This window comes from Geodermatophilus sp. URMC 62, assembly GCF_052931475.1.
Genome location: NZ_JBRFHY010000001.1, coordinates 2644556 through 2665072, shown reverse-complemented (window position 1 = coordinate 2665072; position 20517 = coordinate 2644556). Strand labels below are relative to the sequence as shown.

Below are 20517 nucleotides of genomic sequence, written 5' to 3'. Positions count from 1 at the left end.
CGCACGCGGGTTGGCGCGCCCGCCGCTGGGTAGCGCGGGCGCAGCGGTGCCCGAGGTGGTCGCCGGGACGTGTGGACGACTGGAGGAGAGCCATGGGCAAGGTGACGTTGGGGATCGGCCTGGGGGTCGGGTACGTGCTCGGTGCGCGCGCCGGGCGCGATCGCTACCAGCAGATCGTGCAGGCGGCGCAGAGCTTCCTGCGGCGACCGGAGGTCCAGCAGACCGTGGGGAAGGTCAGGGACGCCGCTCCCGCGCCTCTCCGGGACGGCATCGACCAGCTCACCGGGCAGGGCTCCGGTGGTCAGGGCTCCGGCGGCCGGGGATCGAGCGGTCAGGGCACCAGCGCGGGGACGGCCGGGGCGGGGACGACCGGCGTCGGGATCGGCGGCAGCCCGATCGGCGTCGGGACGGCCGACCCCCAGACGATCGCCGAGACGGTCGTCTCCGACACGCCGGCGTCGGAGGCGGGCAGCGCCGGGCGGGCGACCGGCTCCGTGCCTGACCCGCTGATCCCCCCGACCAGGTCGAACGGGTAGTCGCGGGGCGCACGGCCGACGGGCGTGCCGAGTGCCGGACGAGGACCTCGTCCGGCACTCGGCACGGCGAGGGAGGCTGCCGCCACCGCCTCCCGCGGCGTGACACCCGAGCTGACAGTAGCTTGCTGCGGTGGAGACCCGCGGCTGAGCTGCCCCTTCTTGGTTGACGGTCCACGGCGGAGGACTGGACGAGTCGGGAGTCTCGTTGACTGGGTGGTGACCGACGTCCACGCGCTCGCGCGTGTTTCAGCACCGCGGCGGCACCAGCGGGACCGCCCTCACAGCGGCACTGAGGCCGCTCGTCCGCTTCCCTCCGGTACCGCTCGCGGGCAGTTCTGCCGGATCCTCTGCGCGACGTCGCCGAACGTCCTACGGGTCGACGGGGAGCTCTACGTCAGACCAGAGAGCCCACCCGGCTCAGGGCGAACCTCGGTTCCGCCTCTGCCGCGCCGAGGGCGAGGTCGGCGGCCATCCTGCCGACCAGGGCCGCGAACTTGGCGCCGTGCCCGGAGCACGGAGAGGCGACCACGACGGGGCCGACCCGGTCGAGGACGAAGTCCTCGTCCGGGGTGACGGTGTAGAGGCAGCTGCCCTGGGCGACCGGTTCCGGGTCGAGGCCGGGCAGCCACTCCCGCACGAAGGCGGCCACCCGCTCGCGCGAGGCCGGGTCGATGACGCCGTCGCGGGTGGATGCCGTCGTCGGCCGGCCGCCGTCGTGCTGAGCGACCTTCACCGCCGGGCGCGGTCCGCCGTCGGCGCCGGAGGGCAGGCCGAACAGCTGCAGGTCGCCCTTGTGCACGAAGGTCGGCCAGGCAGCGGCGGGGTCGCGCTGCCGGAAGTGGAAGACCTGCTGCTGCGTCACGGCGAGCGGCGGCAGCGGGAGGCCGAGCCGCAGCTCGGGCAGCCACGGACCGGCCGCGACGACGACGCTGCCCGCCATCAGCTCCGGCCCGTCGGTGACCACCCGTGCGCCGTCCCCGTCCGGTTCGACGGCGAGCACGCGGGTGCGCTCGAGGACGGTGCCGCCGAGCTCGCGCAGCCGCTGCACCCAGGCGGCCACCGCGGCGTCGGCGTCGAGCACCGCACCTTCGGGGTGGAACAGCACCGGTCCCTCGAAACGCATCCCCGGCCACCGAGCCCCGGCCTCGGCCGCGCCGAGCAGCTCGTGCGGCACGCCCTCGGCGGCCATCAGCCGCGCCAGCCCTGCCGGGTCCCTGCGCGGTCCGGTGTCGAGCCCGCCGGTGGTGCGCAGCAGGGCAGTCCCCGTGTCGTCCTCGGCATCGGCCCAGGCGTCGTACGCGCGGCCGGTCAGCCGGACCCAGAACGGGTCGGCGTAGGCCCGGCGCACGATGCGGGAGGTGCCGTGCGAGCTGCCGTGCACGTGACCGGCGTCGAACGCCTCGACCAGCGCCACGGAGACCCCGCGCCGGGCCAGCTGCCACGCCGCCGCCGACCCCATGAGGCCGGCGCCGACGACGGCGACGTCGACCCTCACAGCCCGCCCTGCCCGGGGATCCATGACGTGCCCGCCAGCGGCACCCGAGCCATCGCGGCGGCCTCGATGGTGAGTGCCACCAGGTCCTCGGGCTCCAGGGAGTGCAGATGCGCCTTGCCGCAGGCACGGGCGATGACCTGGGCCTCCATCGTCATCACGCGGATGAGGTTGGCCAGCCGCCGGCCGCCGGCGACCGGGTCGAGGCGGGCTGCCAGCTCATCGTCCTGTGTGGTGATGCCCGCCGGGTCGCGGCCGGCCTGCCAGTCGTCGTAGAAGCCGGCCGCCGAGCCCAGCGCCCGGTACTCCTCGTCGAGGTGCGGGGCGTTGTCGCCCAGCGCGACCAGCGCCGCGGTCCCGATCGCGACGGCGTCGGCGCCCAACGCCATGCACTTGGCGACGTCGGCGCCGTTGCGGATCCCGCCCGACACGACCAGCTGCACCTGCCGGTGCAGCCCCTCCTCCTGCAGCGCCTGCACCGCCTGCGGCAGCGCCGCCAGCGTCGGGATGCCGACGTGCTCGATGAAGACGTCCTGCGTCGCGGCGGTGCCGCCCTGCATGCCGTCGAGCACGATGACGTCGGCACCGGCCTTGGCCGCGAGCTTCACGTCGTAGTAGGTGCGGCTGGCGCCGATCTTGACGTAGATCGGCTTCTCCCAGTCGGTGATCTCCCGGAGCTCGCCGATCTTGATCTCCAGGTCGTCGGGACCGGTCCAGTCGGGGTGGCGGCAGGCGCTGCGCTGGTCGACGCCCATGGGCAGGGTGCGCATCCCGGCCACCCGCTCGGTGATCTTCTGGCCGAGGAGCATCCCGCCGCCGCCGGGCTTGGCGCCCTGACCGAGGACGACCTCGATGGCGTCGGCTGCCCGCAGGTGGTCGGGGTTCATGCCGTAGCGGGAGGGCAGGTACTGGTAGACGAGGTGCTTGGACTGTCCGCGCTCCTCGGGCGTCATGCCGCCGTCGCCGGTGGTGGTGCTCGTGCCCACCTCGCTGGCCCCGCGGCCCAGGGCCTCCTTCGCGCGGCCTGACAGGGCGCCGAAGCTCATGCCGGCGATGGTGACCGGAGTGGACAGGTGCAGCGGGTAGGTGGCGTGGCGGTCGCCGAGGACCACGTCGGTGTCGCAGCGCTCGCGGTAACCCTCGAGCGGATATCGGGACATGCTCGCGCCGAGGAAGAGCAGGTCGTCGAAGTGCGGGACACGGCGCTTGGCGCCGCCGCCGCGGATGTCGTAGATGCCGGTCTCGGCAGCGCGCTGGATCTCGGCGATGGTGGCCCGGTCGAAGGTCGCGGACTCGCGGAGCATGGGGATCCCCTCAGTACGCCGAGGCGTTGTCGACGTGGAAGTTGTAGAGCCGGCGGGCCGAGCCGTAGCGGCGGAAGGCGGTCGGGTGGGCATCGATGCCGGCGGCGTCGAGCAGACCGGCGAGCTCGGCGAGGTGCTCGGGTCCCACCTCCTTCTCCACACAGTCCGCGCCGAGGCTCTGCACGGAACCGGCGACGTAGATCCGGGCCTCGTAGAGGGAATCGCCGAGGGCGTCGCCGGCGTCGCCGCACACGACCAGCCGCCCCGCCTGCCCCATGAAGGCACTCATGTGCCCCACGTCACCGCCGACGACGATGTCCACGCCCTTCATCGAGATGCCGCAGCGGGCCGACGCCGACCCCTCGATGACGAGCAGCCCGCCGTGCGCCGTCGCCCCGGCCGACTGGGAGGCGTTGCCGCGGACCCGCACCGTGCCGCTCATCATGTTCTCGGCGACCCCGACGCCGGCGTTGCCCTCGACGGTCACCGTCGCGAGCTGGTTCATGCCGGCGCAGTAGTAGCCGACGTGTCCCTCGATGCGGACGTCGACCTCCGCGTCGAGCCCGACGGCGATGCTGTGCCGCCCGGCGGGTGAGGTGACCCGCCACGCGGACGCCTTGTCCGCGACGTCCGGCGCGTGCAGGGCCGCGTTGAGCTCGCGCACGCCGGTGAGGGACAGGTCGACGACGGCGGGCTCGACCGCGGTGTCCACGGTGCTGTCGGACGTGCTCAGCGCTGCCATGCGTAGACCTCTTCCGGCTCGGGCTCGAAGATGCGGGCGGACTCGACGCCGGGCAGGCCGGCCAGGGCGCGGTACTCCGACGCCATGGCCACCCACTGCGGGGTCTCGGCGACGACGGCGGGCTTGCAGGCGATGGCGTCGCGGACGACGGCGAAGCTGTCGCGGGTGCTGACCAGCAGCGTGTAGAAGCCGTCGAAGCGCTCGCACAGCAGCTTCAGCGACTTCTCCACGTCATAGCCGGCGGCCAGCTGGGCGGCGATGAATCGGGCGCCGACCTCGGAGTCGTTGTCGCTGTCGAAGACGGCGCCCGCGGCCCGCAGCTCGCGGCGGATGGTGGCGTGGTTGGCAAAGGAGCCGTTGTGCACCAGGCACTGGTCGGTCCCGACGGAGAACGGGTGGCAGTGCGCGGGGGTGACCGCCGACTCGGTGGCCATCCGGGTGTGGGCCACGCCCTGCCAGCCCTGCGCGGCCGGCAGGCCGAACTCGGCGGCCAGGGACTGCGGGTGCCCGACACCCTTGAGGACGGCGACCTCCTCCCCCACGCCGATCACCACGGCACCGGGGACGGCGTCGCGGACGGCGGCGGCGAGGGCGCCGGGGTCGGTGGCGGCGTGGACGACCAGCGTCTGGCCGGCGTCCACGATCTCCGCCTCGGGCAGGAGGGCGCGGACGGCGCCGGCGACGTCGTCGGCCGTGCGGGCGCCGGCGAGCAGCGAGACCGACGCCTCGCCGGGCGGCGACCACCGCGGGTCGCCGTAGACGGCGACGCCGGCGGAGTCCGGACCGCGCTCGGTGACCTGGCAGAGCATGCCGGTCAGCAGCTCGCCGAGCCGGGGGTACAGGGAGGGCTCCCGCAGGTGGAGCCCGACGATCCCGCACATCGCAGGCGGTTCCTCTCGTCGGTCGGTCGGGTCAGAAGGCGGTCACGTAGCGGTCGACCTCCCAGGGGGTCACCTGCCCGTGCCACTCGAAGAACTCCTCGCGCTTGAGGCCGGCGAAGTACTCGCAGACCCCGGGTCCGGCCGCGTCCAGGGCCGCGGCGACCACCGGGTCGGCCTGCAGCGCCTCGACGGCGTGCAGCAGGGTCGGCGGCAACGGGCTGCTGGTGGTGGCGCCGGGGTCGCCGGGGTCCAGGCCGCGGCGCACCCCGTCGAGGCCCGCGGCCAGTGCTGCCGCGGCGGCGAGGTAGGGGTTGGCCGAGCCGTCGCCGCCGCGCAGTTCGACGCGGTTGCCATCGGGCACCCGCAGCAGGTGGGTGCGGTCGTTGCCGCCGTAGGACGCCTGGCGCGGGGACCAGGTGGCGCCGGACCGGGTGGAGCTCGCGCCGGTGCGCTTGTAGGCGTTGACCGTCGGGGCGAGCACCGCCTGCAGTCCGCAGGCGTGCTCGATCAGGCCGGCCACGAAGGAGTAGGCCAGGGGTGAGAGGCCCAGGCCGCGGGGGTCGGCGGCGTCCGGGAAGGCCGGCTGGCCGTCGCGCCACAGCGAGAGGTGCATGTGCAGCCCGCTGCCGGTCCGGTCGGTGAACGGCTTGCCCATGAACGTCGCGGTCATGCCGCGCTGCTCGGCGAGCACCGACAGCAGGTACCGGAGGGTGACCACCCGGTCGGCGGTGGTCAGGGCGTCGGCGTAGGCGAAGTTCTGCTCGAACTGGCCGTTGCCGTCCTCGTGGTCGTTGGCGTAGTTGCCCCACCCCAACGAGTTGATCGCCTTCGACACCTCGGTCAGGTGGTCGTACATGCGGGTCAGCCCGCGGGCGTCGTAGCACGGCCGAGCCGCAGTGTCCTTCGGGTCCGCCGGCCGCAGCGCACCGTCCGGGCCTCGCTCGACGAGGAAGTACTCGACCTCGGCGCCGACCTTGAGCTCGAGGCCCAGCTCTGCCGCGCGGGCCAGTTGCGCCTTGAGCAGCACCCGGGGCGCGTAGGGCCAGGGGTGGCCCTCGACGTGCGGATCGCAGTGCACGATCGCCAGGCCGGGCCGGATGAAGGGCACCGGCATGTAGGACGACGGATCGGGGATCGCCACGAGGTCGGGGTCCCTCGGCTCCTGCCCCATCGCGCCGACCGCATGGCCGGCGAAGCCCACACCCTCGGTCTCGAGCTCTTCGATCGCCTCGACCGGGACCAGCTTGGCGCAGGGCTTCCCGGTCAGATCGACGAACAGCGCCATGACGAACTCGATGCCGTCGGCGTGGGCGCGGCGGGCCAGCTCGCCTCCGGAGGGCAGCTCGACCGGCGCCGGCGGAGCCTCGGGGCGGGTGGCGGTGAGCGACACGGGTCCTCCCAGGACTGCGAGATGTTCACTGGTGTGAATCTCTGTCGCCTCTCAGTGAACCGTCTTGGTGTTACCGCGGGATGACCGTCCGGAGAGATCCCTGTTTCCTCCTGCCGCACGGGTCAGGCACCCGCAGAACACGACGGCGGCCCGCCCTCCCGGAGGAGGACGGGCCGCCGTCGAGCCGTCGAGGGCCGGGTTGGCGAAGACGTCCCCGATGTGGGCGCGGACCCCCTCCACCTCCATGCTGGGCAGGCCCGGCGAGCCTCCGGTGACGTGGCCGAGGGTGCCGGTGACGGGTATGGGTCCTCCTGCGAAGTCGTCCACTGGTGTGAAACGAAAGCTACGAGCGGTGGACCGCCCTTCGGGTTACTCGTCCGTTACGTTCTGGTCGCCGGGCGGTTCGGCCGAGCGCACGCGACCTACGCTCGCCGGGTGGAGGTCTCCCCCGGTCCCGGTGCGCACGACGACGCACCGAGTGGTCATCTCGAGGACGTCATCGCGCTGCGGGTGCGGGAGTTCCGGCTCGCGCAGGGCATCTCGTTGGCGGAGCTCGCCCGGCTGACCGGCATGAGCAAGGCCATGCTGTCGAAGATCGAGAACGCGCAGACCTCGTGCAGCCTGTCCAGCCTCGCCCGTCTCGCCGAGGCGCTCGAGGTGCCGGTCACCGCACTGTTCCGGGGCATCGACGCCGAGCGGGAGGCCGTCTTCACGCCCGCCGGGCACGGGTCGCAGATCGTCCGTCGCGGCAGCAACGTCGGGCACCTCTACCAGCTGCTGGGGTCGCTACGGGGAGAGCACAAGCGGCTGGAGCCGCTCCTGGTCACCCTCACCGAGGCCAGCGAGGTCTTCCCGCTCTTCCAGCACCCGGGGACGGAGTTCCTGCACGTGCTGGAGGGCGTCCTGGTCTACGGACACGGGGAGGCGCGGTACGAGATGCGGGCCGGCGACTCCCTCGTCTTCGACGGCGAGGGCCCGCACGGCCCGGTCGAGCTCGTCGACCTGCCTGTCCGCTTCCTCAGCGTGACGACCTACGGCCACCTGGCCTGACCCTCCATCCCGGACGTACCGGAGGCCGGCCCCGCGGTGCGGGACCGGCCTCCGTCGTCGGTGGGCCGTCAGCCCGGCGTGCCGCTCCCGGTCCGGGGAGCCGCCGCCGAGCCGGCGACCAGCCGTTCGGCCGAGGCGATGACGGCCTCGGGGGTCGGGCCACTGCCCGGGGTGTGCACGCCGCCCTCGAGGTCGTAGGCGACCTCGGCGTGCTCGGTGAGGTCGAGACCGGTCAGCTCGCCCTCCTTCGACACCCGCAGACCCACCGTGTACTTGACGACGAGGGCGATCAGCAGGCTGACGAGGAACGAGTAACCGACCACCGCCACGACGGCGACGGCCTGCGTGCCGAGGAGCCCGAACCCGCCGCCGTAGAAGAGGCCCGCCTTGCCGCTGGGCGCCTCGAGCGAACCGAACAGGCCGACCAGCAGGGTGCCCACGACGCCTCCGACGAGGTGGACGCCGACGACGTCCAGGGCGTCGTCGTAGCCGAAGCGGTACTTCAGCGAGATGGCCAGCGGACAGATCGCGCCGGCGATGGCGCCCACGGCCAGGGCGCCCAGAGGCGTGACGGCGCCGCAGGCCGGGGTGATGGCGACGAGTCCAGCGATGGCGCCGGACATGCCGCCGAGGGTGGTGGCGTGCCCGTCGCGCAACCGCTCGACCAGGAGCCAGGCGAGGATCGCCGCGCAGGTGGCGTTGAACGTCGTGAGCATGACGAGCGAGGCGCTGTTGCCCGCGGCCAGGGCGGATCCGCCGTTGAAGCCGAACCACCCGAACCAGAGGATGCCGGCGCCGAGGGCGACGAAGGGCAGGTTGTTCGGCCGTGCCTGCCGGGGCCAGCCGGTGCGCTTGCCGACCACCAGCACGAGAGCCAGGGCGGCGACGCCCGCGTTGATGTGGACGGCCGTGCCGCCGGCGAAGTCGACCGCACCCAGCGTGTTGGCGATCCAGCCGCCCTGGACGCTCCCGTCGGCGGAGTCGAAGGCGAACACCCAGTGGGCGACCGGGAAGTAGACCAGCGCCGCCCAGAGCCCGGTGAACAGCAGCCACGGGCCGAAGCGGACGCGGTCGGACACCGCGCCGGCGATGAGTGCGGTGGTGATGACGGCGAACAGGGCCTGGAACACCGCGACCAGGGCCGGCGGCAGGGCGGCCGCCTCGTCACCAGCGACGACCTCACCGAGGCCGAGGTACTCGGTGACGTTCCCCAGCAGACCCAGGCCGCCGTAGCTGTTCCCGAAGACCGCGGAGAAGCCGAAGAGGGTCCACAGGACGCCGACGACCGCGACGGCCCCGAAGACCATCATGATCATGTTGAGGATGGAGCGGGACCCGACCATGCCGCCGTAGAAGAGCGCGAGGCCTGGGACCATGAGTGCGACCGCCATGGTGGCCGCGAGGATGAATGCAGTGCTGCCGACGTCCACGGCACACCTTTCGTCTACTGACAGTGGTCGCTGTTCGGCAGCAGTAGACGGCTCGCGTGTTGCCCCCGCGGTCCCCGCAGGTGACTTCCGTGTGACATGAACAGCGCCTGATCGTCACGCGCCTCTCAAGGGGCGAGCGCGGCGAGGAGGGCTCGACCGGGACGTCGCGGACTACTGCAGAAGCGCAGCTGCGACGCGGCCACGGCCTACCGGGCCCGCTTTCCGCATGAGCGACGAGCGTTCCTTGTCACGCGTGAGGCCGGGCCCCAGCGCCGCCCGGAGGGTGCAACCGGCAACATCGAGGGCCTGGAGCGCGAGATCCTGTTGACCGGGTGTCGACCGTGTCAACGACGGTCGAAAGTTGACCCCCTAGCGACGGCCGAAAGTTGACCCCCTCGTGGTCATGCGTCTTCGGTGGCGGCCGCGGAGCGGCCGAGGTCTCGGTCTTTGAGCCGGTAGCTGTCGCCCTTGAGGGAGATGACCTCGGCGTGGTGAACCAGCCGGTCGATCATGGCGGCGGCGACGACCTCGTCGCCGAAGACCTCGCCCCAGCGGCCGAAGGGCTTGTTGCTGGTCACGAGCAGCGATGCCCGCTCGTAGCGGCTGGAGACGAGCTGAAAGAACAGGTTGGCGGCCTCGGGCTCGAAGGGCACGTAGCCGACTTCATCGACCACCAGCAGCGGGTAGCGGCCGAGTCGGCGTAGTTCGTCTTGCAGTCGGCCGGCGTGGTGGGCCTCGGCCAGCCGGGTGACCCACTCGGTGGCGGTGGCGAACAGGACCCGGTGGCCGGCCTGGCAGGCGCGGATGGCCAGGCCGGTGGCCAGGTGGGTCTTGCCGGTGCCGGGCGGGCCGAGCAGCAGCACGTTCTCCTTGGCGGTGACGAAGTCCAGAGTGCCCAGATGGGCGATGAGGTCGCGTTTGAGGCCGCGGGCGTGGTCGAAGTCGAACTCCTCCAGGCTCTTGCGGGCCGGGAACCGGGCGGCGCGAATCCGTCCCTCGCCGCCGTGGGACTCCCGGGCGGAGACCTCTCGCTGCAGGCAGGCGATGAGGAACTCCTCGTGCGACCAGCACTGCTCGCGGGCCCGTTCGGCCAGCCGCGGCACCGCCTCCCGCAGGGTGGGCGCCTTCAGCGCCCGGGTCAGGAACGCCACCTCCGCGTCGAGGTCCCGGCTCATGCCACGCCTCCGTCGGTGAGGCCGAGGGCGGTGTCGTAATCGCTCAGCGGCCGGATCTCGACTTCCTCGCTGGGTGGGGCCGGGCGGAGCAGCCCGACCCGGGCGGCGCGCAACGCCTTTGCCGCGGTGACGTGCTCGTCGGTCGACAGCGTCTGATGCTTGGCCCAGATCCGCTCGTGGTCGGCCACCACCCGGCCGTCGCAGAGCACCCGCACTCGCTGCAGGTCGGCGAGCACCTCGACCCGGCGGCCGATCACCGCGGGATGGGCCGAGTAGTCGTTGCCGTCCAGGCGCACGTAGTGGTCCCGAGCCAGGCGCGTGCTGGTGCGCCAGCTGGTGGCCGGAGCGACCGGCGGCAGCGGCAGCATCCGCTCCAGATCGGCGGCGATCCGCTCGGTCGGCGCGCACCCCAGCGCCCGCCGGGGACGGGTGTTCACCAGCCCCAGCCAAGCGGCCAGTTGGGCGTTGAAGTCGGCCGGGCCGGTGAACGTCCTGCCCGGCAGAAACGATCGCTCCAGGTAGTCGTGCAGCCGCTCCACCAGGCCCTTGGCTTCTGGATCGGCCGGCCGGCAGATCAGCACCTTCGTGGCCAGGGTGCCGCGGAAACCCTGGCAGTCGGCGGTGAGCTCGCTGCGGCCGCCGCGCCAGCGGCCGACCGCGCCCTCGCCGTCCCAGACCAGCACCCGCGGCACCGCCCCGAGGGCATCGATCAACTGCCACCAGCCGGTGAACAGGTCCTCCGCCGCGCGGGAGGGGATGAGCACCCCGGCCGCCCAGCGGGAGTATCCGCAGACCATCGTCAGCACCGGCAGCTGCTTGGCGGTGCGGCTCTGACCATGGCCGACCGGCAGCGTGATCGGCGGAAACCACAGGTCGAACTGGGCGATCTCGCCGGCCACGTACGCGGTCCGGGAGGCCGGGTCCGGCGGCAGATAGACCGGTCGCAGCTCGGCCACCCGCTTCTTGAGCACGGTCATCGACCGGGTCCAGCCGATCCGTTCGGCGATCACCGTGGCCGGCATCGTGGGGAACGCCTGCAGCAGTTCTCGGATCCGCGGCTCGACCTCGTCGACGATCGACGCCCGTTCGACTCGCTCGTACCTCGGTGGCCCATCGGCCCGCAGTGCCGACCGCACGGTGTTCCGCGAGACGCCCAGCACCCGCGCGATCTGCTTGATCGGGATGCCCTCGGCCCGATGCAGCCGGCGGATCTCCGCCCAATCCTCCACGGACAACACCTCGTCCCTCCCCGGCTCGGCTTGAGTCAGGGTCTCGGGAGGGGGTCAGTTTTCGAGCGTCGCGAGGGGGTCAGTTTTCAGGCGTCGTCGACAGACCGGAGGGCCTCCGCAGGTCGCTGACCTGCGGAAGCAGCCCGTCCTACACGTTGAAGCGGAACGAATCCCGGGTCGTCGGACAACGTTGGCAAGCGACGAACATCGCCTTTGAGCTGGGCATATGCAGTTGAGCAGGATCGGTAGCGATGGGCCCTGATTGACTGTGTTGCGGACTGTGTGCGGACTGTCCGTGCCTGGCTCACCCCTTACACACCCACATGTGCTCGGCGCCGGCAGCTCTGGTGTCCGGTCGTGTCCTCCACGGGGTCCTCGCTACCGGCGAAGCCTGGGGGGATGGCCAGTTTGTTGCTGAGGTGCGATCGGTGCACCTGGCGAGCTCGACGTCGCCTGACTCGTCGACAAGCACGTGTGCGAGGAGGCCGCAATACCGCGGCGAACCAATCGGTCCCTCACCGCCCTGGCCACGCGGCTGACGCTGATCCACGAGGAGGGCAGGACCGGTTCCTGTCCCCGAGTCCTCATGAACGAACGCTGATGATCGTCTTCCCCTTGCGTCGCGCGGTCGGGTTGAAGGCGGCGACGGCATCGTCGAGGGTCGCGACGTTGCCGATGTTCGTCCGTAGTCGTCCGTCCCGCAGCCGCTGCACGACCTCACCTAATTGGGCTCGATCGGACTCGACGACGAAATCGACCGCCAGTCCGTCGGCGGGCCGCGCGTCGATCGGTCCGACGACGGACACCAGCGTTCCCCCGGCTCGAACCAGACCCGCGGACCGCTGCTGGATGTCGCCGCCTATGACATCGAAGACCAGATCGACTCCGTGGACGTCTTCCAGCGCGTCGTTGTCGAGGTCGACGAACTCCTGCGCGCCGAAGTCGAGCGCCTTCTGACGGTCGGCGGCGCGCCCGGTGCCGATGACGTACGCCCCGAACTCACGCGCGAGCTGCGTCACCATCGCCCCGACGGCGCCGGCCGCGCCGTGCACGAGCACGCTCTGCCCCGCCCGGAGACGGCCGTGCTCGAAGAGTCCCTGCCACGCGGTCAGCCCCGAGATCGGCAGGCTCGCGGCCGCCGTGAAGTCGACGTCGCCCGGCAGCGGCGCGAGGTTGCGCGCCTCGACGGCCACGTACTCCGCAAGGGTGCCGTCGCGATGCCAGTCCGTGAGGCCGAACACCCGCTGTCCCACCGACAGCCCCGTCGTGCCGTAGCCGAGAGCGGTGACCACTCCGGCCAGCTCGTGCCCAGGGATTGACGGTGTTCGGTCACGGTCGCGGCGATCCGTCCAGGTCGAGGGCCACGCCAACTCGGTCGGGACGAATCCCGACGCGTGGACCTCGACGACGACGCCGTTGATCGCTGCCGGCGGCTCTGGCCGCTCTACCAGCGTCATCCCGGCAGTGCCCGCCGCCTGGTCCGTCACGACGATCGCCTTCATCAGGCACCTCCCTGCATCCAGTCCTCTCGGCTGCACTTTGAGGCCTGCCCAGCCTTCGCGAGCGTCGTCAGCGAGGCGAGGCGTGCATCACACTCTGCCTCGGAGTTTCGTACGGTCAATCGCTGTCACGAGGCAACTACTGGCCCGACCAGGCCTCAGCGGGGGCTAGCAGTCGGTTGATACTGGATTGTGAACGACTACGTCCTCACCGCGGAGAACCTCATAACGGATCGACCCTGAAGCCGCCCTTGCGGCGAGCCGGCCGGCTGTCCCAGAGCGGCCCACTCAGGGACACCTCAGAGCCCGGAAGGCCGCCCACGGGAGTAGCGTCAGCCATGACGCCGGATCGCTCGACGTCGGCACGTCACACAGCCGGCGTCTCATGCACGGCCCCCAGATCGAGGGCCGCGGCCGAGGTCACCACCTTCGGTATGAACAGACCGGGGGCCCGCCGTGGCCAGTGACCAGACCTCCTCACCCACTCCCGCCGTGCAGGCGCTCGAGCGCCTCGGGTCGCAGTCCCTGCGCACGGTGTCGATGGAGGAGTTGCTGCAGCTGATCGCCGACTCGACCAAGACGGTGATGCCCGGCAACCCGGAGTCCTCGGTGTCGCTGCTCGTCGAGAGACAGCCGACGACGGTGGCCTCGACCGGGCAGCTGGCCATCGACCTCGACGAGACCCAGTACGAGCGCGACCACGGCCCGTGCCTGCACGCCGCCCGCACCGGCGAGCTGACCGAAGTCGCCGACACCCGCACCGACGGGCGCTGGCCGGACTACATGCCCCGGGCCGTCGAGCACGGCGCCCTCAGCTCTCTGTCCGTGCCGCTGGCCATCGACGTCGACGACGTCACCGGCGCGCTGAACATCTACGCCCGCCGGCCGAACGCCTTCGACGAGGACAGCCGGACCGCGGCCACACGGTTCGCCCCCTACGCCGCGGTCGCCGCCGGCAACCTGCACACCTACCACGCCGCCCGGAACGAGATCACCAACCTGCAGGCTGCGCTGGAGAACCGGGGGATCATCGACCAGGCCAAAGGCATCCTGATGGACCGCCACAAGCTCACCGCCAACCAGGCGTTCCAAGTCCTGGCGCAGATGTCGATGAAGACTAACCGCAAGCTGCGGACGGTCGCCGACGAACTGGTGCACACCGGCGAGCTGCCCCCGGGGATTGGTTGTCCGGGACGCGCTGACGTCGTCTACCACTCACCGAGTCGCCGGAGCTGGAGGCCTGCGGAGACTCACGAGCAGCCGCAGCGGATTCCGCGGGGTCCGTTGCGGTCAGGCCCCGCCGCTCTAATGATCATTAATGGCGGGAGTTCCGTAGTCTGCTGACAGCCGGCGCGGCGCGCGCTATGCCGTACCCATGAGGTACGCCCAGGGTGGCGGGCTCACTGCCGAGGAGTGCGCCCGGCGGGAGAAGGTGCGGCTGGAGGCCGCAGAGTGGATCGAGGAGGGCGCCACCGACGCCGAGGTGGCGGCCCGGTTCCGGGTGACCCGGATGTCGGCCAACCGCTGGCGCCGCGCGCTGGCCGCCGGCGGCCGCCCGGCCCTGGCCTCGAAAGGCCCAGGCGGGGCCCGCTGCCGGCTCACCCCGGCGCAACTGGAGGAGCTGCAGGTGCTGCTGGAGGCCGGGCCGGCCGCCTGGGGCTGGGCCGATCAGTGCTGGACGCTGGCGCGCATCGCCGCGGTCGTGCACACCCGGTTCGGCGTGGAGTACACCCTGCCCGGTCTCGACCTGCTGCTGCACCGCCTCGGCTGGAGCGTGCAGGGCCCGCGCGGCGCGCGGCGGAGCGGGATGAGGAGCAGATCGCCGCCTGGCGGGAGGAGAGCTGGCCGCAAATAAAGGGACGGCGGCGGACCTGGGCGCCTGGTTGGTCTTCGAAGACGAATCGGGCCAGGGGCTCAGGCCGCCCAAGGGCCGCACCTGGGGCCGGCGGGGGCGCACCCCGGTGGTGCGGGTGACCGCGGCGATCAGCCCCGAGTGTCGGTGGCCGCGCTGCTGGCCACCCGGCCCGGGCACCGGCCACGGCTGATCTACCGCACCCACCGCGGCCGGCGCGGCAGCGGGCGCAAGGGGTTCACCGAGGCCGACTACGCCCGCCTGCTCGACGCCGCCCATCAGCAGCTGGGCGGGCCGATCGTGCTGGTCTGGGACAACCTGAGCACCCACGCCAGCAAGGCCATGGCCGAACTGATCGCCGCCCGGCCGTGGCTGACGGTCTACCGGCTGCCGCCCTACGCCCACGAGCTCAACCCCGTCGAGCTGGTGTGGTCGCATCTAAAGCGCTCGCTGGCCAACCTGACCAAGCACACCATCGCCGAGCTGACGGCGCTGGTGAAGACGCGGCTGAGACGGATGCAGTACCGCTCCGCGCTGCTGGCCGCCTTCCTCGCCAGCACCGATCTCGAGTTCGGACCCTTCCTATAACACCCGCCCCTATAGGTCGTTAATCTCCGGGCACGGCCCTACGGAACGGGCCCGCGGACGCATGGAGGGTCCACACCCCGATGAGCGGGGCGTGGACCCTCCGTCTGTTCTGCGGGATCAGGCGTCGACGCCCACGGCCTCCTTGGCGAGCGAGGCGAGCTGGGTCTGCGCGGCGCTGACCACGTTCGCCCGGCTCTTGTGGGTCTCCTCGTAGCGGATGATCACGCGGATGTCGTGCGGCTCCTTGAGGTCCTTGATGGCCTTCACGGCGTCGCTGACCGAGAGCTGGTCGAAGTTCTTGATCGGCAGCTCGTCGGCGGAGACGTCACCGAGCTCCTCGCGGGCGGTCCGGGCGGCCTTGGCGGCGTCCTTGTTGCCCTCGCGTCGGGCGATCTGCTCGGCGCGACGCAGCGAGGCGCTGCGGCCGGCGGTCAGGGTCTCGCGGACGGCGTCGGTGAGCTGCTGCGTCCGGTCGGTGACGGCGGAGACCCGGTCGGAGGTCTTCTCACCGGCGTGCTTGACGGTCTCGACGGCGTTGTTGACCCGGTTCGTCCAGAATCGGGCCGGGGCGTTGACCGCGCGGGCCACGCCGCCGGCGACCTTCTGGACGGGGGTGGCGACGAGCGCGGCGGGGCCACCGAGGGCCTCCTCGGCGAGCACGATGGTCAGCCACTCGACGGTGGCCTGGTGGGCGCCGATGAGCTTCTCGGCCAGCCGGCGTACCTGGGTCGCCTCGGCCTGCTCGGCGAGGACCTTGACGTAGGTGGCGCGGTCGAGCAGCTGGTGCTCGAGGGACAGGTCGCTGAGCAGCGCCTCCTCGACGGGGGCCGCCTGCTCGAGGGTGGCCTTCAGGCCGGCGCTGAGCCGGCCGAGGGCCGGGGTGACGACGTCGGGGACACCGCCGAGGGAGCGGAGCGCCTCAGTGATCTCGATGGTGCGGGCAGCTGCGTTGTCGGCGTTCTGCGTGAGCTCGCGGCGGACGGCGTCGGTTCGGGCCTGCGAGATGCGGGTGCGCGCGACCTGCTCCTCGGTCTTGGTGAGGAGCACGAGGGCGCGAAGCTGGTTGACGATCTTGCTGTTGTCGGCCATGTCTGCACTGTGCCCCCAGAACCCCGGTGCTAACTGTTGCAAGCGCATTGCTAGCAGTGAGTCCTGTCACGCCCGCCCGGCTGACGTAGCCCCAGTTCCTCCGCCGCTCCCGCAAACTGACCGTCGCCCTGATCGGATGCAGCCAGCCCGGTCCCCAACCGACGTGGCGCCTTGCAAGGGATCCCTGACCGGCAGACTGCTGTGATCGGTCGATCACTCGAGTACCGCCAGGCACTCCCCGCAGTGACGTCCGGAGCCGTCCCCGGAGCGACCCCGCGAGGGACAGTCGGTCAGAACCGACCGGCTACGTCGGCGGGCCCACCGTGACCCCTTGCGGTCGACGAAGATGATCACATGTCGATCCTCGGCTTCACCTTCCTCGGCGTGCGGACCGAGCACTTCGCCGACGTGCGCGCGTTCTACCGCGACGTGCTGGGCATGCCGATGGTCAAAGACGAGCCGCACGCAGTGGGGACTGCTGCACGGATCGGTGACAGGTCGGGTCAGGCAGCTTGAGCTGCCGGTGTGCGGTTGATGGTCTCGTACTCGATCGGCGTCAGTCGACCGAGGGCGTCTTGGCGGCGTCGGCGGTGGTAGGTCCGTTCGATCCAGGTGAGGATCGCGATGCGCAGCTCCTGGCGGGTGGCCCAGGCGCGGCGGTCGAGCACGTTCTTCTGCAGCAGCGCGAAGAAGCTCTCCATGGCGGCGTTGTCTCCGGCTGCGCCGACCCGGCCCATCGAGCCGGACAGCTGGTAGCGGTTCAGGGCGTGGACGAGCTTCCGGCTGCGACATTGCGATCCGCGGTCCGAATGCACGATGCAGCCGGCCACCTCGGCCCCGTCGGCTGCCCGCCGGGCGACGGCGGACTCGATCGCGGTGACGGCTAGCTGGGACGTCATCCGTGAGTTGATGGAGTAGCCGACGATGCGGTTGGAGTGCACGTCCTTGACCGCGCACAGGTAGAGCTTGCCCTCAGCTGTGCGGTGCTCGGTGATGTCGGTCAGCCACAGCCGGTTGGGTGCTGCGGCGGTGAAGACGCGGTTGACCTGGTCGTCGTGCACTGGTGGGCCGGGACGACCGCCCTTGCCCCGGCGGGGCTTGCCGAACGCGCTCCACCAGGAGTTGGCCGAGCAGATCGCCCAGGCGGTCCGGGCGGTCATCGGTTGTCCGTTCGCGGTGGCCTCGTCGACGAGCAGCCGGTAGCCGAACTCCGGGTCGTCGCGGTGGGCGTCGAACAGCGCGTTGGCCCGGTAGGCCCGAGCGAGGTCGCTGGCGGTGACCGGGGCGGCCAGCCACCGGTAGTAGGGCTGGCGGGCGAGCTTGAGGACCCGGCACGTCACCGCGACGGGGATCCCGTCGCCGGCGAGCTCACGGACGAGCGGGTAGATCTGTAAGTCTTGGTGGCGGCGGCCCGGTGAGGACTGCCAGGGTCGGTGCCGGTGATCGCGAGTGGCTCACGGTATATCTGGCCGCCGGTTCGGCGTGCCTTCAAAATGGCGTGTCCTCGGTTCACCGGCGCCGGCCCGAGCATCGTGTGGCTTGATTAGGAGCCTGGCCGCCGCTGGCATGCCTCATTACAGATTTGCCCCTTCGGTGCTGCCTTCCGGGTCGAGCTGTTCATTCCATCGACGAGAGAGGCAGCATGTCCGGAGAAGACCTCGACGCGGTCATCGGCGTCGACACCCACCGCGACACCCACACGGCCGCGCTCGTGGACATGGTCGGCCGTCAGCTGGCCGTGCTGGTCATCAGCGCGGACGCGGCCGGCTACGCCCGCCTGCTCGCCTGGGCGGCCGAGCAGGCGCCCGGCGGTCGGGTGCTCTGGGCGATCGAGGGAACCCGCAGCCACGGAGCCGGGCTCTGCCGCGCGCTGGCGGCCGTGGACGCGCAGCTCACCGAGGTCGATCGGCCGACGCGGCGCGCCCGGCGCGCCGGCAAGAGCGATCCCATCGACGCGCTGCTGGCGGCCCGTGCGGCGTTGGCAGCCGGCTTCGTCCGGCAGCCCCGGATCGATGGGGATCGGGAGGCCGCCCGACTTCTGCTGGTCGAGCGCGACCGGTTGGTGCGGCACCGCACCGCGGTGCTCAATCAGATGCGGGATCTGGTGCTGACCGCGCCCGAGGAGCTGCGTCAGCGCCTGCGCGATCGCAGCATCGCCGGCCTGATCGCCGCCTGCTCCGCGCTCCGCCCGCGCGGCTCCGATGAGGTCGAGACGCGGGTGCGCCTGCAGTCACTTCGGCGGCTGGCCCGCCGCGCTCGAGCCCTCACCGAGGACGCGAAGACCGTGGAGGCCGACCTGAAGACCCTCACGGCCACAAACGTTCCACAGCTTCTGGCTGAGCCTGGTATCGGCCCGATCGTGGCGGCGCAGCTGTGGGTGAGTTGGTCTCACTCCGGGCGGATTCGCTCCAAGGCCGCATTCGCTGCTCTGGCCGGTACCAGCCCGTTGCCGGCCAGCAGCGGGCAGGTCACGCGCTTTCGACTCAACCGTGGCGGCGACAGGCACCTCAACCGCGCCCTTCACCAGGTGATGATCACTCGACTCTCCTGCCATTCACCAACCCGCGAATACGTCCTTCGCCGCGCCACCGACGGAAAGACGCAGCGCGAGGCCCAGCGCTGCATCAAGCGCTATCTGGCCCGACGGATCTGGCGACTGCTCGACCATGGATCAGCAGTCGTCGCCGCTACTTGACAGGCATAGGAGCGTCATTTTCCCGGCAGGTTCCCCTGCGACAGATAGGCCGCCGCCCGGCGCAGAACCTCGTTCTCCTGCTCCAGCAGCCGGATCCGCTTACGAGCCTCCCGCAGATCCGCGTTCTCCACGGCCGCCGTGCCGGGCTTGACCCGTCTTCGACGTCGGCGGTCTTCATCCAGTTCGTCAGGCACGACTCGCTGATGCCGAAGTCGGCCGCGATCTGCTTCGGGTGCTGGCCCGGCTCGCGGTTGCGGGCGACGTTGACGACGTCGTCGCGGAACTCCTTGGGATAGGGCTTCGGCACGGTGAACATCCTTCCAGCGGCACCTCTGGGCACCACAGATCAGATGTCACCTACTCGTGCAGCAGTCCCGAGCGATCGATTCCAGTCGGTGCCCGGCGCGCAGTCGGACTGGTCCCTCACCCCCGGACCATGACCAGCCACTCACGACACACAGGCTGGAACTTGAACAGTCACAGTCCACACCGAGTTGAAGGGCGCGGTGGGCGTCGATGGTCAGAGCCTCTGCGAGTCGACAGCGACTTCGGGCGCGAGCCCTCGGCGCAGGGCTTACGGCAGGCAGCACTCGACACGTCGCTGGCACAGATTCTTGACCTGCAGCGTTGCCTCCGCCAGGCGTCCGCAGACGGCGAATCCTGGTGAGAACCTCCGTCTCTCGAAACTTCCATTCGTACACTTTTGAGACAATTGGCGACAGCGTGCGCCGAGCAACCGCGATTAGCGGACGCAGTAACCCATGCCGGCGAGGCCGTTGAGGATCATGGGCAGTGCTGCGGGGGTGTTTGCTCCGGTGCCGTCGTGCAGCAGGATGATGCTGTCCGGCCGCACCGCCTGCAGCACGCGGTCTCGGACGGTGGTCGCGGGTGGATCGGCCCAGTCGCGCGGGTCCACCGTCCACAGCACCATCGAGGTCAGACCGACGCGCTCAGCGGCCGCCTCCACCGCAGAGTTCCTCGCCCCGTACGGCGGGCGCCACTGCGTCGGAGTCGTTCGGGTCACCTCTTTGATCACGTCATTGGTGCGCTGCAGCTCGGATTCGACCTGGGCTGAGTTTAGTCTGGTGAGGTCTGGGTGATCCCAGGAGTGGTTGCCGATGGTGTGGCCCTCCTGGCTTTCGCGCTGCACGAGGGCGGGGTTGGCAGCGGTCATCTGACCGACCACGAAGAAGGTTGCGGTCACCCCGTGTGCCGCGAGAGTGTCGAGGATGTCCGGCGTAGCGGTGCGGTGGGGACCGTCGTCGAAGGTGAGGCGGACATAGCCGGCCGCACACGGCTCCAGTGCCGCCTGAGCGGGAATGGCGGGCAGCACCAGCCCACAGGCTGCAGCGACGACGATCACCGTCCGAAACCGCATGGGGAACGGTTGCACATTCCACACAGTCGCGCAGGGCAAGGATCACCGCGGCGACCCGCCGCAGGTGGCAGGTGGTCGGGCTCGCAGTGACCTTGGACCGGCCTGCTGCGCGACGACCGCAGCCGACCGTCGGGGACTGCTATCTGATGCACCGACAGAACGTCGCCCGGGAGATCCCGAGCGTCTG

General features: G+C 71.2%; 18 protein-coding genes and 2 pseudogenes. 7 read left to right on the top strand and 13 right to left on the bottom strand.

The features are described from left to right. Window positions 1-92 precede the first annotated feature (92 nt). Entirely contained in the window at window positions 93-536 is a 444-nt protein-coding gene (locus ACU616_RS12865) for a hypothetical protein (RefSeq protein WP_446758852.1), read from the top strand. 394 nt (window positions 537-930) lie between these two features. Here the strand turns inward: ACU616_RS12865 and ACU616_RS12860 are convergent, their stop codons facing one another. Genes ACU616_RS12860 through glnT form a run of 5 tightly spaced genes read right to left on the bottom strand, consistent with a single transcriptional unit; the run spans window position 931 to window position 6345 of the window. After that, window positions 931-2031: an FAD-dependent oxidoreductase gene (locus ACU616_RS12860; protein ID WP_446758851.1), complete on the bottom strand. Its 1101-nt coding sequence runs from the start codon at window positions 2029-2031 to the stop codon at window positions 931-933. Next, complete coding sequence (locus tag ACU616_RS12855; protein ID WP_446758850.1) at window positions 2028-3332, bottom strand: FMN-binding glutamate synthase family protein; 1305 nt, start codon at window positions 3330-3332, stop codon at window positions 2028-2030. The genes ACU616_RS12860 and ACU616_RS12855 overlap by 4 nt, the downstream gene beginning before the upstream one ends. Window positions 3333-3342: 10 nt before the next feature. Beyond that, window positions 3343-4074 (bottom strand): GltB/FmdC/FwdC-like GXGXG domain-containing protein, encoded by a 732-nt coding sequence (locus ACU616_RS12850; RefSeq protein WP_446758849.1) that lies wholly within the window; start codon window positions 4072-4074, stop codon window positions 3343-3345. Beyond that, window positions 4062-4955, bottom strand: a complete 894-nt coding sequence (locus ACU616_RS12845) for a hypothetical protein (RefSeq protein WP_446758848.1) — start codon at window positions 4953-4955, stop codon at window positions 4062-4064. Before ACU616_RS12845 ends, ACU616_RS12850 begins: the two co-directional genes overlap by 13 nt. 31 nt (window positions 4956-4986) lie before the next feature. Further along, the gene (glnT, locus tag ACU616_RS12840; RefSeq protein WP_446758847.1) at window positions 4987-6345 is read right to left on the bottom strand and encodes a type III glutamate--ammonia ligase; all 1359 of its coding nucleotides are present in this window, start codon (window positions 6343-6345) and stop codon (window positions 4987-4989) included. Window positions 6346-6780: 435 nt separating this feature from the next. Between glnT and ACU616_RS12835 the strand changes: the two genes are divergently transcribed. Continuing rightward, on the top strand, window positions 6781-7395 hold the full coding sequence (locus ACU616_RS12835) for a helix-turn-helix domain-containing protein (RefSeq protein ID WP_446758846.1): 615 nt from the start codon (window positions 6781-6783) through the stop codon (window positions 7393-7395). A 68-nt stretch (window positions 7396-7463) separates the two neighbouring features. Here the strand turns inward: ACU616_RS12835 and ACU616_RS12830 are convergent, their stop codons facing one another. From ACU616_RS12830 to ACU616_RS12815, 4 genes are all read right to left on the bottom strand, one after another. Then, the gene (locus ACU616_RS12830; protein ID WP_446758845.1) at window positions 7464-8825 is read right to left on the bottom strand and encodes an ammonium transporter; all 1362 of its coding nucleotides are present in this window, start codon (window positions 8823-8825) and stop codon (window positions 7464-7466) included. A 401-nt stretch (window positions 8826-9226) separates the two neighbouring features. Next, window positions 9227-10000 (bottom strand): IS21-like element helper ATPase IstB, encoded by a 774-nt coding sequence (gene istB / locus ACU616_RS12825; protein WP_446758844.1) that lies wholly within the window; start codon window positions 9998-10000, stop codon window positions 9227-9229. After that, on the bottom strand, window positions 9997-11238 hold the full coding sequence (istA, locus tag ACU616_RS12820) for an IS21 family transposase (RefSeq protein WP_446758843.1): 1242 nt from the start codon (window positions 11236-11238) through the stop codon (window positions 9997-9999). Before istA ends, istB begins: the two co-directional genes overlap by 4 nt. Before the next feature lie 575 nt (window positions 11239-11813). Continuing rightward, entirely contained in the window at window positions 11814-12731 is a 918-nt protein-coding gene (locus ACU616_RS12815) for an NADP-dependent oxidoreductase (RefSeq protein ID WP_446758842.1), read from the bottom strand. Between the two features lie 453 nt (window positions 12732-13184). On the opposite strand from ACU616_RS12815, the gene ACU616_RS12810 reads away from it, so the two are divergent. From ACU616_RS12810 to ACU616_RS12800, 3 genes are all read left to right on the top strand, one after another. Next, window positions 13185-14072 carry an ANTAR domain-containing protein gene (locus ACU616_RS12810; protein WP_446758841.1) on the top strand — a complete coding sequence of 296 codons (888 nt, stop codon included), beginning with the start codon at window positions 13185-13187 and terminating at the stop codon, window positions 14070-14072. 31 nt (window positions 14073-14103) lie between these two features. Further along, a complete protein-coding gene (locus ACU616_RS12805) occupies window positions 14104-14583 on the top strand; it encodes a helix-turn-helix domain-containing protein (protein ID WP_446758840.1) in 480 nt (159 codons plus the stop codon). Between the two features lie 144 nt (window positions 14584-14727). After that, complete coding sequence (locus ACU616_RS12800; RefSeq protein WP_446758839.1) at window positions 14728-15168, top strand: transposase; 441 nt, start codon at window positions 14728-14730, stop codon at window positions 15166-15168. Between the two features lie 117 nt (window positions 15169-15285). Here the strand turns inward: ACU616_RS12800 and ACU616_RS12795 are convergent, their stop codons facing one another. After that, window positions 15286-16257, bottom strand: coding sequence for a ferritin-like domain-containing protein (locus ACU616_RS12795; RefSeq protein WP_446758838.1), 972 nt, complete (start codon window positions 16255-16257; stop codon window positions 15286-15288). A 354-nt stretch (window positions 16258-16611) separates the two neighbouring features. Here ACU616_RS12795 and ACU616_RS12790 point away from each other — a divergent pair, with 354 nt between their 5' ends. Further along, on the top strand, window positions 16612-16773 hold the full coding sequence (locus ACU616_RS12790; RefSeq protein ID WP_446758837.1) for a VOC family protein: 162 nt from the start codon (window positions 16612-16614) through the stop codon (window positions 16771-16773). On the opposite strand, the pseudogene ACU616_RS12785 reads toward ACU616_RS12790, so the two are convergent. Then, window positions 16761-17645, bottom strand: a pseudogene (locus ACU616_RS12785) (IS3 family transposase); the annotation flags it as partial. The gene ACU616_RS12790 and the pseudogene ACU616_RS12785 sit on opposite strands and share 13 nt — an antisense overlap. Before the next feature lie 254 nt (window positions 17646-17899). Between ACU616_RS12785 and ACU616_RS12780 the strand changes: the two are divergent. Beyond that, window positions 17900-18952, top strand: coding sequence for an IS110 family transposase (locus ACU616_RS12780; RefSeq protein WP_446756511.1), 1053 nt, complete (start codon window positions 17900-17902; stop codon window positions 18950-18952). Between the two features lie 23 nt (window positions 18953-18975). Here ACU616_RS12780 and ACU616_RS12775 read toward each other — a convergent pair. Next, window positions 18976-19259 (bottom strand): annotated as a pseudogene (locus ACU616_RS12775) (transposase); the annotation flags it as partial. Between the two features lie 435 nt (window positions 19260-19694). Further along, window positions 19695-20315 carry a polysaccharide deacetylase family protein gene (locus ACU616_RS12770; protein WP_446758836.1) on the bottom strand — a complete coding sequence of 207 codons (621 nt, stop codon included), beginning with the start codon at window positions 20313-20315 and terminating at the stop codon, window positions 19695-19697. Between the last annotated feature and the right edge of the window lie 202 nt (window positions 20316-20517).